12 protein-coding genes are annotated in these 13,408 nt (G+C 70.2%); 10 read left to right on the forward strand and 2 right to left on the reverse strand.

Annotated features, from left to right (window positions below; genetic code table 11):
• Positions 1-7: 7 nt before the first annotated feature.
• Entirely contained in the window at positions 8-913 is a 906-nt protein-coding gene (locus ACFWU6_RS03725; protein WP_383978152.1) for a LuxR family transcriptional regulator, read from the reverse strand.
• A 295-nt stretch (positions 914-1,208) separates the two neighbouring features.
• Between ACFWU6_RS03725 and ACFWU6_RS03730 the strand changes: the two genes are divergently transcribed.
• From ACFWU6_RS03730 to ACFWU6_RS03765, 8 genes are all read left to right on the forward strand, one after another.
• Entirely contained in the window at positions 1,209-1,439 is a 231-nt protein-coding gene (locus tag ACFWU6_RS03730) for a hypothetical protein (protein ID WP_383978156.1), read from the forward strand.
• Positions 1,436-2,713, forward strand: coding sequence for an MFS transporter (locus ACFWU6_RS03735; protein WP_383978159.1), 1,278 nt, complete (start codon positions 1,436-1,438; stop codon positions 2,711-2,713). The genes ACFWU6_RS03730 and ACFWU6_RS03735 overlap by 4 nt, the downstream gene beginning before the upstream one ends.
• Positions 2,714-2,797: 84 nt before the next feature.
• Positions 2,798-3,796 carry a guanitoxin biosynthesis L-enduracididine beta-hydroxylase GntD gene (gene gntD, locus ACFWU6_RS03740; RefSeq protein WP_383978162.1) on the forward strand — a complete coding sequence of 333 codons (999 nt, stop codon included), beginning with the start codon at positions 2,798-2,800 and terminating at the stop codon, positions 3,794-3,796.
• 37 nt (positions 3,797-3,833) lie between these two features.
• Positions 3,834-5,711: a non-ribosomal peptide synthetase gene (locus tag ACFWU6_RS03745; protein ID WP_383978165.1), complete on the forward strand. Its 1,878-nt coding sequence runs from the start codon at positions 3,834-3,836 to the stop codon at positions 5,709-5,711.
• Positions 5,704-7,089: a condensation domain-containing protein gene (locus ACFWU6_RS03750; RefSeq protein ID WP_383978167.1), complete on the forward strand. Its 1,386-nt coding sequence runs from the start codon at positions 5,704-5,706 to the stop codon at positions 7,087-7,089. The genes ACFWU6_RS03745 and ACFWU6_RS03750 overlap by 8 nt, the downstream gene beginning before the upstream one ends.
• Entirely contained in the window at positions 7,086-8,192 is a 1,107-nt protein-coding gene (gene vioD / locus ACFWU6_RS03755) for a capreomycidine synthase (RefSeq protein WP_383978170.1), read from the forward strand. Before ACFWU6_RS03750 ends, vioD begins: the two co-directional genes overlap by 4 nt.
• 80 nt (positions 8,193-8,272) lie before the next feature.
• Entirely contained in the window at positions 8,273-9,175 is a 903-nt protein-coding gene (locus ACFWU6_RS03760; RefSeq protein WP_383978173.1) for a RimK family alpha-L-glutamate ligase, read from the forward strand.
• Positions 9,168-10,115, forward strand: coding sequence for an aspartate carbamoyltransferase (locus ACFWU6_RS03765; RefSeq protein WP_383978176.1), 948 nt, complete (start codon positions 9,168-9,170; stop codon positions 10,113-10,115). The genes ACFWU6_RS03760 and ACFWU6_RS03765 overlap by 8 nt, the downstream gene beginning before the upstream one ends.
• 255 nt (positions 10,116-10,370) lie before the next feature.
• Here the strand turns inward: ACFWU6_RS03765 and ACFWU6_RS03770 are convergent, their stop codons facing one another.
• The gene (locus ACFWU6_RS03770) at positions 10,371-11,600 is read right to left on the reverse strand and encodes a flavin-containing monooxygenase (RefSeq protein WP_383978179.1); all 1,230 of its coding nucleotides are present in this window, start codon (positions 11,598-11,600) and stop codon (positions 10,371-10,373) included.
• Between the two features lie 316 nt (positions 11,601-11,916).
• Between ACFWU6_RS03770 and ACFWU6_RS03775 the strand changes: the two genes are divergently transcribed.
• Entirely contained in the window at positions 11,917-12,552 is a 636-nt protein-coding gene (locus tag ACFWU6_RS03775) for an ABC transporter ATP-binding protein (RefSeq protein ID WP_383806491.1), read from the forward strand.
• A complete protein-coding gene (locus ACFWU6_RS03780; RefSeq protein ID WP_383978182.1) occupies positions 12,549-13,352 on the forward strand; it encodes a hypothetical protein in 804 nt (267 codons plus the stop codon). Before ACFWU6_RS03775 ends, ACFWU6_RS03780 begins: the two co-directional genes overlap by 4 nt.
• Positions 13,353-13,408: the final 56 nt, after the last annotated feature.

Raw genomic sequence — 13,408 nt, forward strand, 5'->3', positions numbered from 1 at the left:
GCCACCGTCAAGGCTGGGAGGGGGCGTCAGCCGTGGCCGCAGGTGCGCCGGCGGGCCTGCGCTGGAGCCCCATGGACCAGCCGAGCTGGAAGCGGCTCGTGGCCCCCGTCTCCTGCATGATCATGGCGATGTGCTTGCGCAGTGTCCTGACGGACATGCCCAGACGCCGGGCGGCGACCTCGTCCTTCAGCCCGTCGGCGAGGATCTCGACGATCCTGACGTGGATCTCCTGGGTGTGGGTGTGCACGTTCAGGTAGCCGTCAGCCGTACCGCTGTACGGCTGTGCCCCGTTCCAGAACCGGTCGAAGAGTCCGAGCAGGAAGGCCACCATGGCCGGCTGCCGGACGATAAGGGCCGACGTCGGATCGTCCGGCGCGGCGAGGAAGCAGATCTCGCGGTCGAAAATGATCATCCGCTCGAAGAACTCGGGCATCGTCCGTACCTCGGCCCCGAGGCGGGACACCTGCTCCACGTACAGCTGAGTGGAGGGGTCGAACCGAGTCGTGTGCTGGTACAGGTTGCGCACCTGGACACCGCGGCGCAGCAGTTCGAGATCCCGCGGCAGCGCTTCGGTCAGTACGTGGGCCGGCTGGGCACCACCCGGCTGGGCGGTGAGGACTTCGAGCGTGCACTCCCGAGCGGCGGCCGAGATGTGGGACAGCACGGTGTCGAGGTCGTCGACCCACTCCACCTGACCGTCACTGCTCTGTTCGCGGCGACTGTCAGTGAACACGCCTGACAGCTCGTCGAGTTCGGCGCGGAGGGTCTCGATCTCCCGTTCCTGGCGCCGGAGCGCCGCTTCGGCGGGTCCGAGGAGCCGGGCGGTCGCGAGTTTGGGGTCTGCGGCGACCACGACTTCGTCGTCACCCACGGTGCAGTTGCGCAGGAGTCGCAGGGCGAGGAGGTCGGCCACCAAGGTCCCTGCCTCGTGCGAACTCAGCCCGGTGTCCCGAACCAGCCATTCCGGATCATAGCCACCCCTATTGAGGATGGAACGGTACGCGGCAGCGTGGGCGTCGCTCCATGCCGGAGTAAGAAATGTCCCTTCCTTATCCTTCTGCCCCGGCATATTCCCCCCACATTTTCTGACGTGCAGCTTGCTGATCACCAGCATACGTGGCCAGCACACGCGTTCATCGAGCAGTCTTTTCTCATCACCAAAACGAACGACAGGGGCCCGTCCAGGCCCTTGCAAGGGGGACCACTCCATGCCCACCGACCGTAGGTCTCGCCCCACCCAGGGCCTTCTCTTCCTCATTGCCGGCGCCGTCGCACTGGCAATCACGGGTACTTCTGCCCTCGTGCCGTCGTTGCGCACCGTCACCGCGGAGACCGCGACCTCCCGCACCACACTGGCTCACACCGGATGGGGCTACTCCGCTTCCGTGGTGGACCCGGTGGTCTCCGGGCCCGAGGACCACACGGGCTGGGGCAGGTGACCCAACCCGCGAGGCCGCGGGAAATCGAGGAGGAGACCGGGCGGCAGCGGGGTGCTCCGGCCCCGCGCCTGTGGAGGGTCATCGGGCCGTTCGGAGTCTCCTTCCTCGCGGACGGGCTCGCCACCGTGACGCTGCCCCTGCTGGCCTTGAACGCAACCCGGGTACCGATCGCGGTGGGGCTCGTCGCCTTCTGCCGCAGTGCTCCGTGGGCCTTCATCGCGCCGTTCGCAGGAGTCCTGGTCGACTACTGGGACCGGCGCAGGGTGCTCGTCCTGGCGAGCGCGGTGCGCTGCGCGGTGCTGGTCTGCGTCGCCGCGATGCTCGCGTCCGGCAGCGCGGGGCTGTCCGCGGTCATCGTCACGGCCCTGGTGCTCGGGATCTGCGAGGTCGCCTACGACACGGCCGCGCAGACGGTCCTGCCCTCGGTCATGCCGGGGGACCGCCTGAGCCGTGCCAACGCCAGACTTTCCGCGGTCGAAACGGTGAGCGCCCAGTTCGCCGGTCCTGCGCTCGCGGGAATCCTCGCGGCGCTGGCATTGGCTCCCCTCACCCTGAGCACTGCCGTGGTCTATGCGGCGGCGCTGCTCCTCGTACGAGGGCTGCGCATTCCGCGCCAGGACGCCCCGGCTGGCGCGAAGGTCCTCCCGGCCATCCGCGAAGGCTTCAGGTTCCTCTGGGACCACCGTGCCCTGCGCACACTGACCTGGGGGACCGCGCTGGGCGCGACGGCGTTCGCGGGGTGGTTCGCCCAGTTCACGCTCTACGCCGTCGCCCCCGGGCCAATGGGCTTGGGTACCCGCGAGTTCGGCCTGGTCCTGGCCGTGTCGGCAGCCGGCAGCCTGGCCGCCGCACTGGCCGTCCCCGTGCTCCATCGGCTGATCGCCGCACGGTTCCTGCTGACGATCGCCATCGTCTTCATCGCGACGGGGATGCTGCTTCCCGTGTGCCTCCCGGGACCCGTGGCCGCTGCCGCGGGCCTGGCCCTGTACGGCGCAGCCGTCGTCGTCTGGAACGTCCTCAGCGTGACCTACCGGCAACAGCAGGTGCCCGACCGGCTGCTGGGCCGGGTCACGGCGGCGTACCGGACCCTTGCGTGGGGTGCGGCGCCGCTGGGTGCACTGGCCGGCGGTGTGATCGGGCAGTACTTCGGTGTCCGCACCAGTCTGGTCGTCTTCGGATTGATGCCGTTGTTCCAGATTCCCGCCCTCCTGATCCTTCCCCTGGGCCGGGCCGAGAGGCAACTCGCCCCGGCACCGGACGACGCGAGGCTCTGAGGCCCTACCGCCCCTCGCGTGCGGTCCGTGCCCCGTTCTTTCCTTCCTCCTTCACGTCCTTCCCTCGCGCCACTTGGAGACCGCGTGCCCAAGCTCGTACTCGACCCGCAGGAACTCGACGAAGTCAACGCACTCGCGCGACGCACGCTCGACCGTTACGGAGCGGCGGACGACGTCGAGTTCCTGGTCGACGCGGCAGCGATCGCCGCCGAACTGCCTGCCAGCATCCACCACTTCCTCAACCGCTTCCGCCGAGAGGAACTCGGTACGTGCATCATCGGCGGTCACGAAGTCGACGGCGCCGGGATCGGACCGACTCCCGCTCACTGGGACCACGGGGGAGACCCGCGGCGGACCGAGGTGTTCGACACGCGGCTGGTCCTGTACTCGGCCGTCATCGGGGAGGTCTTCGGCTGGGCGACCCAGCAGAACGGCCGCATCATCCACGATGTCCTGCCCATCCGGGGCAACGAGCACAAGCAACTGGGCTCGGCCAGCAAGTCCGTCCTCGAGTGGCACACGGAGGACGCCTTCCACGAGCACCGCCCCGACTTCGTGGTGCTCGGCTGCCTGCGCAACCCCGACGGCGCTGAGACCACGGTCGCGGACACCGTCGGCCTCGACCTGGACCCCGACCACGTAAAGGTCCTGTTCGAGGAGCGGTTCACCATCCAGCCCGACGAGTCGCACCTGCCGGCCAGCAACACCGTCCAGGCCGACCAGGACTTCGCGCGCATCGAGGCGATGCTGCACCGTCCCAAGCCGCTCGCCGTCCTCTTCGGCGACCCCGAGCGGCCCTACATCCGTGCGGATCGGTCCTTCTGGGCGCCGGTCGAAGGGGATGACCAGGCCGCCCGCGCGCTGGAGGCGCTCACCGAGGCGATGGACGGCCGCCAGCGTGACGTCACGCTGGAGCCGGGGGACTACTGCTTCATCGACAACCACGTCGTCGTGCACGGCAGGAAGCCGTTCACCGCCCGCTACGACGGCACCGACCGCTGGCTCAAGCGCGTATGCGTCACCCGGGACCTGCGCACCTCGCGTGAGGTGCGCAGCAGCCTGCTGAGCCACGTCGCTCACTGATCGGGTCGCGACAGGAAGAGGGGAAGGAAGGCAGGCCATGGACACGAGTGACGCCGCAGTGGCCGGCGCGCAGGACGTGCTCGCCGGATTCGCTGCCCAGGTGGCTGCGCAGCCGTCCGCTGTCGCGCTCGACGGGGGCCCGTCCCGCCGCATGACGTACGGCGAGCTGTACGGTGCCAGCGAGGCCCTGGGACGACGGATACTCAAGGCCGGTGTGGTACCCGGACAGATCGTGGGCCTACTGTTCGATTCGGGGCTCGATTTCACCGTCGCGGCCCTGGCCGCCCTGAGGGCCGGCGCCGCCTTCCTGCCTCTGGACCGCAGACAGCCCGCGGAGCGCCTGGCAGCGGTTCTCGCCGAAGCCGCCGCGGAGGTGGTGATCTGTGATCCCGGGAACGGGGCTTCGGTCCCGGACGGCTGCCGCATCCTCCGCAACGACGACGGCGTCACGGAACCGGACGCCGCAGAGGTGCCCCTTCCCGAGCCTGACGGGGCCGCGCTGGCCTACGTCTTCTACACCTCGGGGTCGACCGGGCGGCCCAAGGGCGTGGCCGTCGGACGCGCGGAACTCGCGGCCTTCGCCCGGGCCTTCGCCGACCGGCTGCCCCTGCGGGGCGACGACGTCGTGCTGCAGATCGCCGCTCTCGGCTTCGACGTCGTCATCGAAGAGATATTTCCCGCCCTGATCGCCGGTGCCACGATCGCGTTCGCCCACGAGAACGGCCCGCTGGCCCCCCACGAGCTGACGCGCCTCATGGAGCAGCGCGGTGTGACGTCCGTCGAACTGACGACGACGTACTGGCACGAATGGGTGCGCCAGCTATACGAAGACGGCCGCCGGCCCCCGGCGGCACTGCGCCGCGTACTCGTCGGCAGCGACAGGCTCGACCGCGGCCTCATCGGCCGGTGGCTGCACTGGGGAGTCCCCCTCATCCATGTGTACGGAACCACCGAGACGGTCGTGACGAACACCATGCACGTCGTTGGCGGCGAGGCCGTCAGCGATCCGGACCGCCCGGTACCCGTGGGCACGCCGCTCGCCCACAGCGCGGTCCACGTCCTCGGCAGTGACCTGCTGCCCCTCGGGTTCGGCGAAACGGGGGAGATCGCGGTGAGCGGCGCCCTGGCGCGCGGGTACCTGGACGCGCCCGAGCTCACCAGGGACCGCTTCGTCGAGATCAGGACCGGGCCCGAGGGAGCCGGCACGCGCGTCTACCGCACGGGTGACCGCGGACGGCTCCTCCCCGGCGGAGTGCTGGAGTTCCTCGGACGGGAAGACGCACAGATCAAGATCCACGGCTACCGGCTCGAACTGGGCGAGGTCGAAGCCGTCCTGGAGCGGCTGCCCTGGGTCGAGAGGGCCGTCGTCGTCAAGGCGGCCGGAGCGGAGGTCCCGCGCCTCCTGGGATACGTCAAGCGGGCCGGAGCCCCAGATGCGCGTGCGCTGACCGCGCGGGAGAGCGGGCAGCTGGCCGACCACTGCCGCGGCGCCCTGCCGCCCCATGCCGTCCCTGCGGAGTTCTTCGCCTGCGGCACCTTCCCGGTCACGGTCAACGGAAAGGTCGACCGCGTCCTGCTGGCCGAGACGGACGCCGACCGCGCCGCCGTGAGCGTGAGCGCATCGCCCCCGGACGGCCCGCTGCTGGATCCCGTCTGTGCCGACGTGGTCCGAGCCTGGCAGGACGTGCTAGGCCGCACCGGCCTCGACCCCGGCCGGGGGTTCATCGCGCAGGGCGGAAGCTCCTTGGCCGCCATGCGGGTCATTGCCAAGCTGCGGGCCCGGTTCGGGGTGGCCGTGCCGCTGACCCGGCTGCTGCGCGCACGTTCCGCCGGCGAGCTCGCCCGCTTCATCGAGACGGAGCAGGCCGCCGGCACCGGCGGCCCGACCAAGGAGCTGACGGAACACCGTGGCTAGTCAGGCAGCACCGCTGTCCACCATCCAGGAACGCCTCTGGTTCCTCTGGCAACTCGATCCGTCCGCCACGCACTACAACATCAGCTTCGGCTGGCGCTGCGCGGGACGGGACGCCCGTGCCGTCGAGCACGCCGTACGCGCGGTCTTCGCACGCCACGAGGTGCTGCGCGGCGCGTACCGTACGAACGCCACGGGGGTCCCGAGCCGGTTCACCCTGCCTGCCGACCAGGTCCCCCTCAGGACCGTCACCCTGCCCGACGGGGCGGCGGCTGCAGCGGCCGTCGACGCACTGATCGCGGCGAACCACGCCGAACCGTTCGATCTCGGCGTCTCATCGGCCAGGATCGTGCTCGCCACCGAGCCCACCGGCGCCTCGCACGTGCTGTGGACCTGTCATCACATCGCCGTCGACGCCTGGTCCATCCAGCTGATCGGGGCCGACCTCGCAGCACTGCTGGGACCGCATCCGCAGGAGCTGCCCGCACTGCCCGCCACGTACGCCGAGTTCGCTCACTGGGAGTCCTCGGTACGCAGTGACCCGGCCGCCACGTCCGCGATCGCGCGCCGGGCCCGCACTGCGGTGGCGGGGCCCGCGACGACGCCCTGGGGGACACCGCAGGCTCCCGATGCGTCCGGGGCACCCGCAGGCGAGGTGCACGCGACCGTCGGGGGGCAGGACTTCGCCAACCTCACCGCACGCGCTTCGGCCGAGGGCATCACCCTGTACGGGCTGGGCCTGGCCGCCTGCGCGATCGCCCTGTCGGAGTGGTGTGCCACCGACGAAGTGGTCGTCGGCGCGAACATCGCCAAGCGGCACCTTCCCGGTCTGGACTTGGTGGTCGGCATGTTCGTCGACCCCGTGGTCCTCCGGCTGCCCATCGACCGGCACGGCTCCCTGAGGGACGCCGTGGAGGGTGTCTGGGACCGCTTCCTCGATCTGGTGGAGGACTCCGACGCCTCCCACCTGGACGTGGTGCGCACAGCGGCCGGGATGCGCGTGGACCGGCATGGTCCGCTGTTCGACGTCATCGTGACCTCCTCCGAGGAAGAGCAGTCCCTGCAACTGCCGGGAATCGTCCTGGAACCGACTCCCGCGCCCCCGCCGACCGCGGTCAAGTTCGGGCTCAGCGTGGAGTTCGTCGTCTCTTCCGAACGGCTCCGCATCCACCTCATCCACCCGGACACCGGCCGCGAGGCGCCCGCCGCGGCCCGGTTCGCCGACCGGGTGTGCAGCCTGCTGCGCGCCATGGCGGCGATGGGGCCGGACACCCCGGTCCCCTACCCTCCGGCACCGACGCGGGCCGGCGGTCGCTTCGCCGCACTCGTCGACGAGCCGGTGTCCCGGGCAACAGCACCGACCGAAGGGATCACTCCGTGAAGCTCCGCCGCGCCCCACTCGAGGACTGGCTGCGCGACCACTACTTCGACGCCCGGATCGACATCAGCTCGAGTGGGGTCGAGCCGTACGCCATGACCGATCTCTTCCGGTTGACGGCACTCGAGCCCGAGGACCTCGCCGACGTGGCGTTCCGGGACAGCAGGTCCTGCGGCGCCCCGGAACTGCGCGCCGCGATCGCGGATCGGTGGGGCGACCGGGACCCCGGCAGGGTCATGGTGACCTCAGGCTCGGGCGAGGTCCAGTACATGGTGCTCACGACCATCCTGCGCCCCGGTGACGAAGTGGTCGTCGTCGAGCCTGCCTACCACACGCTGGTGGGCATCGCGGAAGCGATCGGCTGCAAGATCGTTCCCTGGAAGTTGCGTTGGGAGGACGGCTTCGCACCGGATCTGGACGATCTCGCCGGGCTGGTGACGCCCCGGACCCGAGCCGTCATCGCCAACTTCCCGCACAACCCGACGGGGATCGGCGTCAGTCCGCAGGAACAGAGCCGCATCGTCGAGATCGCCCGGGTACACGGCGCCTACCTGATCTGGGACTCGGTGTTCGCGGACATGACGTACGACCACGCGACACCCCCCAATCCCGCGATGTCCTACGCACGTGCGATCTCCTTCGGGACGCTGTCGAAGGGGCTGGGCCTGCCCGGCCTGCGGGTCGGCTGGTGCTTCGCCCCCGAGGAGCTCATCGAGGAACTCGTGGTCCTGCGCGACTACACGACCCTGGCGCTGTCGCCCCTGGTCGAGACGGTTGCCCTGCACGCGGTGCGGGGCGCGGAGGCCCTGCTGGAGCCGAGGATGCGCCTCGTGCGCGAGAACGTGGAGCGGGTCGCCGCCTGGGTGGACGATCACGAGGACCACGTCGGCTGGGTACGTCCGCACGGAGGCGCCGTGGCCTTTCCCCGGCTGCACGGAGTCGACGACGAGGTCTTCTGTGACCGGCTCATGCGAGACCACGGCGTCCTGCTGGTCCCGGGCAGCTGCTTCGGTTCGCGGGGCCACGTCCGGCTGGGTTTCGGCGTCCCGGCCGACCAGCTCGACGACGGTCTCAGTGCCATGTCCAGCCTCCTGCGGCAGGGCTAGGGCGTGGTCATGCGACAAGCCGCTCCCGGCCCCGGCTCCCGCAGGCCCCCAGCACCTCAGCGAGATCAAGGAGTCCGCCCATGACGGACAGCACCTTCGAAGCGGTCGCCTGTGTCACCTCGACACGCGATCCGGACCTGTGTGAAGACGACAGGGTCCTGCTCGCGGCACTCCGGGCCCGCGGCATCGAGCCGGCGATCCTGCCCTGGGACGACCCCACGGCCGACTGGAGTTCGTTCGCCCTGGTGGTCGTCGTATCGCCCTGGGACTATCCGGACCGTTCGCCGGGGTTCTTGAAGTGGTACGAGCAGGTGTCCGCGGCAACGGCGATCGCGAACTCGGTCGCAGCCGTCCACGGCAACCACCACAAGGGCTACCTGGCGAAGCTGGCGGAGGCCGGCGCTCCAGTCGTACCCACCGTGGTGGTCCGGGACCCGGCCGAGGCCCGTGCCGTTGCGGAGCGGCACGGCTGGTCCGAAGGCGTGGTGAAGCCCGCCACGGCGCTGGGGGGACGCGGCGTGGCCTTGCTGTCGTCCGTCCGGGCGACCCACTTCGGTGAGGCCCCGGGCACGGGCGAGTGGTGTCTGCAGCCGTTCCTCCGCAGTATCCGCACCGAGGGCGAGTTCTCCGTCGTCTGCATCGACGGCCGACTCAGCCACGCGCTCGTCAAGCGTCCACCCGAGGGCGACATACGGGTGCACGAGGGCTACGGGGGTACGCACGAGCCGCATCTGCTCACTCCGGAGCTCAGAGAGGTGGCGCAGGCCGTGATCGACGCGGCGGACTGCCGTGACGAGCTGTACGCCAGGGTGGACCTGATCCGAGCGGACGACGGACGGCTCCAACTGATCGAGCTGGACCTGACGAGTCCGTGCTTGTTCTTCTGTCACCGGCCCGAGGCCGCAGACGACTTCGCGGACGCCGTGGTCCGCAGGATCACTCAACACGGTCGGACCAGGGATGGCGGGAAGAACGATGACTGACACTCTCAAGCAGGCAGACCTCCTCTCCATGCGCCAGTTCGGGCGGGCGGAACTCGAAGGCTTCTTCGAGCGCGTCGCCATGGTGGCCAGGCGCTCGCGCCGGGAATCGCTGCGTTCACTCGAAGGACGCATCCTGGTGAGCGCCTTCTACCAGAACAGCACGCGCACCCGGCTCTCCCACGAGTCCGCGATGCTGCGCCTGGGCGGTCGGGTTGCAGGCTTCGCCGACCCGGCTTCGACCAGAGCGGGAGACCATTTCCAGGAGTCTTTGGGCGACATCGCCACGATGCTCTCCAACTACGGCGACGTCATCGTGCTGCGGCACCCGCAGACCGGAGCAGCCGAGTCGTTCGCCGCTCACGCGAACGTGCCGGTCATCAATGCGGGCGACGGCTGGGGCGAGCACCCCACCCAGGCGCTCGCGGACCTGTACACGGCCCGCGAACACTGCGGCCGGCTCGACGGAACGACCTGGATCCTGAGCGGTGATCTCCGGATGCGCACGATGCGATCGGTGTTGCTCGGCCTGCGGCACTACGCGTGCACCGTGCTGCTCGCGCACCCGGACGACATGAGCCCGGACCCCGCGCTCATCGAAGAGGTGAGGGCCTCCGGGTGCACGGTTGAAAGGATCTCCTCGATCGCGGAGGGACTGCCGCGGGCCGATGCCGTGTACATGGAGCCCGTGGTGCAGCCCGACTACGGCGTGGGGCGACACCTCGCGGAGGCTGACAAGCCGTCGACGCCCGCCGCCTACAAGGTCGACCGCGCGATGCTCGAAGCAGGTGCCCGCCCCGAACTCCTGGTACTGCACTCGCTGCCACGCCTGGACGAACTGTCGCTGGACGTGGACGCCACTGCGCACAACGGGTACTGGCGGGAGGCGACGAATGCCGTCCACATCAGGATGGCGCTGCTGGAGGAGATTCTGGGCGGGTGACCGGTCCCGGGCTTTGACGAAGCCTGTTCTGATGACGCACCACGTGGAGTGCGCGGCGATCCCGGAAGCCGCTCCACAAGGGCTCTGATCTGCAATCTGCCTAGGCCGATCGGGTGCCTCCGGCGCGCCCGACGTGTTTCCCGGCATACACGACGCGGCCCTGGGCGTCGGACGGCTCCGGCCCGGCCTGCCGCAGTGGCGGAGCCGGGTTGACGCCTGCCGTCAGGGGCCGGTGGACCGAGCGCCGAGGCCCCGTCAGCTCGGAGCGTGTCCTCTGTGGAGCGTGTCGGCGGTGCGGTCGCCGACGCGGGGGGCGGGGAGGGGGGCCCGCGCCGTCTCGCGTCGTAACGCGTGGGCGATGGCGCGCGCCTCGATGCCCGCCTGGCGAAGGACGCCGGTGAGGGGATTGGTGTATCCGGCGAAGTACAGGCGTGGGGCGTCGGGGTGGGTCTGTGCCCCTACGGCGAGGGGATGCCCGTCCTCGTCCAGTACGCCCAGGGGCCCGACCAGGTCGTGCAGGTGGGGCCGGTACCCGGTGGCGGCGATGACCGTGTCGGGTCGCAGCAGGGTGCCGTCGGCCAGTACCACGTCGGGGCCGTCGAACGCCCGGACGGCCGCGACCGGCTCGATCCGCCCGGACCGGACGGCGTCCACGAAGCCGTGGTCGAGCACCGGGTTGACCCCTTCGCGGGCATTGCGGGTGTACAGGCCCGTGCGGGGCCGCGGCAGTCCCCGTGAGGTCAGGTCGGGCACCGCGAGGCGTTGTGTGAGCAAGGAGGTGCGGTCGCGCCATGCGAGCGGGAGGACCTCCGTCAGCCGGCCGACCGCATGCCATCGGGCGCTGGAGCGGGGCAGGATGTTGGGCGGGGTGCGGACTGCGATCCGCACCCGTCCGGCTCCGGCCCCGGCCAGGGAGCCGGCGATCTCGGTACCGCTGTTGCCGGCGCCGACCACCAGGACGTCCCGCCCGCAGTAGGGGGCCGGAGACCGGTAGTGGGCCGAGTGCAGCAGCGTGCCGGTGAACGTCGAACGCCCGGGCCAGCCCGGGACAGTCGGGGTGTGGCAGCGGCCGGTGGCCACCACGACCGCACCAGCAGCCACTGGATCGTCGGGAGTGTGGACCAGCCACTGTGCTCCCGAACCCGGCTCGGCCCGCTCGATGCGCTGCACCGGGGTGGTCACCCGGACCGCGAGTCGGTGGTGGGCGACGTAACCCTCCAGGTATCGCACGTAGTCGTCCCGGCTCACCCACGGACCTGCTTGGCGCGGCACCGACAGCCCGGGGAGGCTCGAGGTGCCGGGGGTGGTGTGCAGGCGCAGATGGTCATAGCGCTGCGCCCAGCTCGCTCCTACCCGGTCCGACCGTTCCAGGATCACGGCCGGAATGCCGGAGCGGCGCAGTAGCGCGGCGGCCGCAAGACCGTGGGGGCCGGCTCCGATCACGATCGTGGGAGCGCTGATGTCGTGCTGCGGTGTCGGGGGCATCGCCTCCTACAACGGCGGACTGCGGCTCGCGTCACGCTCGACGGGGAGGTGCGATGCCTGTGGAGCGGCGACGTCCGCTGTTCACCGGAACAGCGGGTGGCCGCCGTTACACGGCTGGTACGGGCTCGTTGAACACCGGGCAGCAGCGTGCCGCCCTGCGCAGGGGGCCGCCGCCCAGAGCCCGGATCGTCCGGCCCAGCGCAGCTGAGCGGCCATGAGCCGGACAGGCCAGGGGACATGAACCTGCGCGGCCCCGGCCCCTGGGTGGGCTCCGGGCGGGCTCGCTCCGACTTGTCCGATCTTTCGAGGGGCTCATGTGCAGGCAGTAACGACGCGCCACCCGCCACGGCTGCACATCAGCGGAGTCTGCAAGGAGTACGGCGGCAGGCAGGTCCTGCGCGACGTCGACCTCGACGTGCCCGCCGGGACGCTGGTGGGAGTCGTCGGCGAGAACGGCGCGGGCAAGAGCACTCTGCTGCAGATCGCCGTAGGAAGCCTCGCGCCCGATCGCGGAACGGTGACAAGGACCGGGGCGGTCGGCTACTGCCCACAACGGGCGGTACTCAATGATGCGTTCACCGTCGGACAGCATCTTCGGTTGTTCCAGCTGGCCTACCGGCTGCCGACGCTGGAGCGCGTCGGGGAGCTGATGGAGCTGCTGGCGCTGACCGGCTGCCGGCGACAGCCGGTCGGCGAACTCAGCGGCGGAACGCGACAGAAGCTGAACCTCCTGATCGCTCTCATGCACGATCCGCAGTTGCTGGTCCTGGACGAGCCCTACCAGGGCTTCGACTGGGACACCCATCAGCGGTTCTGGTCTCTGGCCGCCGATCTGCGTGATCAGGGCCGGTCGATCGTCGTGGTGTCACACCTGCTGCACGACCTGCACCACTTCGATGCGATCGCTCATCTGCGCCAGGGCCGTCTGCACTTCGAGGAAGCCGACCGTTGAGACTTTCCTGGACGGCGTTCACCGAACTGCTGCGCTGCACCCTGCTGGGCCACCTGCGCAACCGGCTGGCCCTGGTTCTGGCGGTCGCGTTCATCCCCCTGTGGATCGCCGTGGCACGCCTGTGCACCTCCGACCAAGTGGTGCGCATCTGGCTGGACGCCATCAGCGCACCCGTCTCCGCTCCGGCCAGCCAGTTGGGCCAGGTGGCCAGTGCGCTCGGCGCCATCACCATGGTCGCCGGCTTCATCACCTTCACCGAGACCTTCCAGTCCCGGCAGATGGACCGCCGTCTGCTGCTGGCCGGATACCCCCGGCTGCCGATGCTGCTGGCCAAACTCGCTGCCGTCGCCCTCACCGCCGCGCTGCTGGCCCTCTACACGACGATCCTGCTGTGGATCTCCCTGCCCGTACGCCACGCAGGTCCCCTGGTGCTGGCCCTTGCGGGTGCCGGCCTCGCCTACGGCGGCATCGGGCTTCTGCTCGGCTCTCTGGTCCGCGGCGAGCTGGAGGGCTTCTTCCTCATCATCATGCTCAGCCTGGTCGACACCGGCCTGCAGAATCCCGTCTTCAACACGCTCATGGATGTGGCAGGCGTGTCCGCGCTCCCCCTGTACGGCGTGAACCAGCTGGCGCTGAGCGCAGCCCTCACCCCACACGTCCCCTGGTCCCACGGGCTGCTCTCCCTCACCTGGTCAGCAGCGACGGGCGCCCTGGCGCTGCTCGTCCTCCACACCCACCGCCCTTCCCGCTCCCCGCGGTCCCGCAGGACACGGGTCCAGGCGTCGTCGTCCGCTGGGTAGGCCCGCTCCGTGAGGGGAGGCGGTCGAACCATTGGGTATCTTGACATAGCTATATG

It is taken from the genome of Streptomyces sp. NPDC058674, assembly GCF_042716505.1.
Lineage (GTDB): Bacteria > Actinomycetota > Actinomycetes > Streptomycetales > Streptomycetaceae > Streptomyces.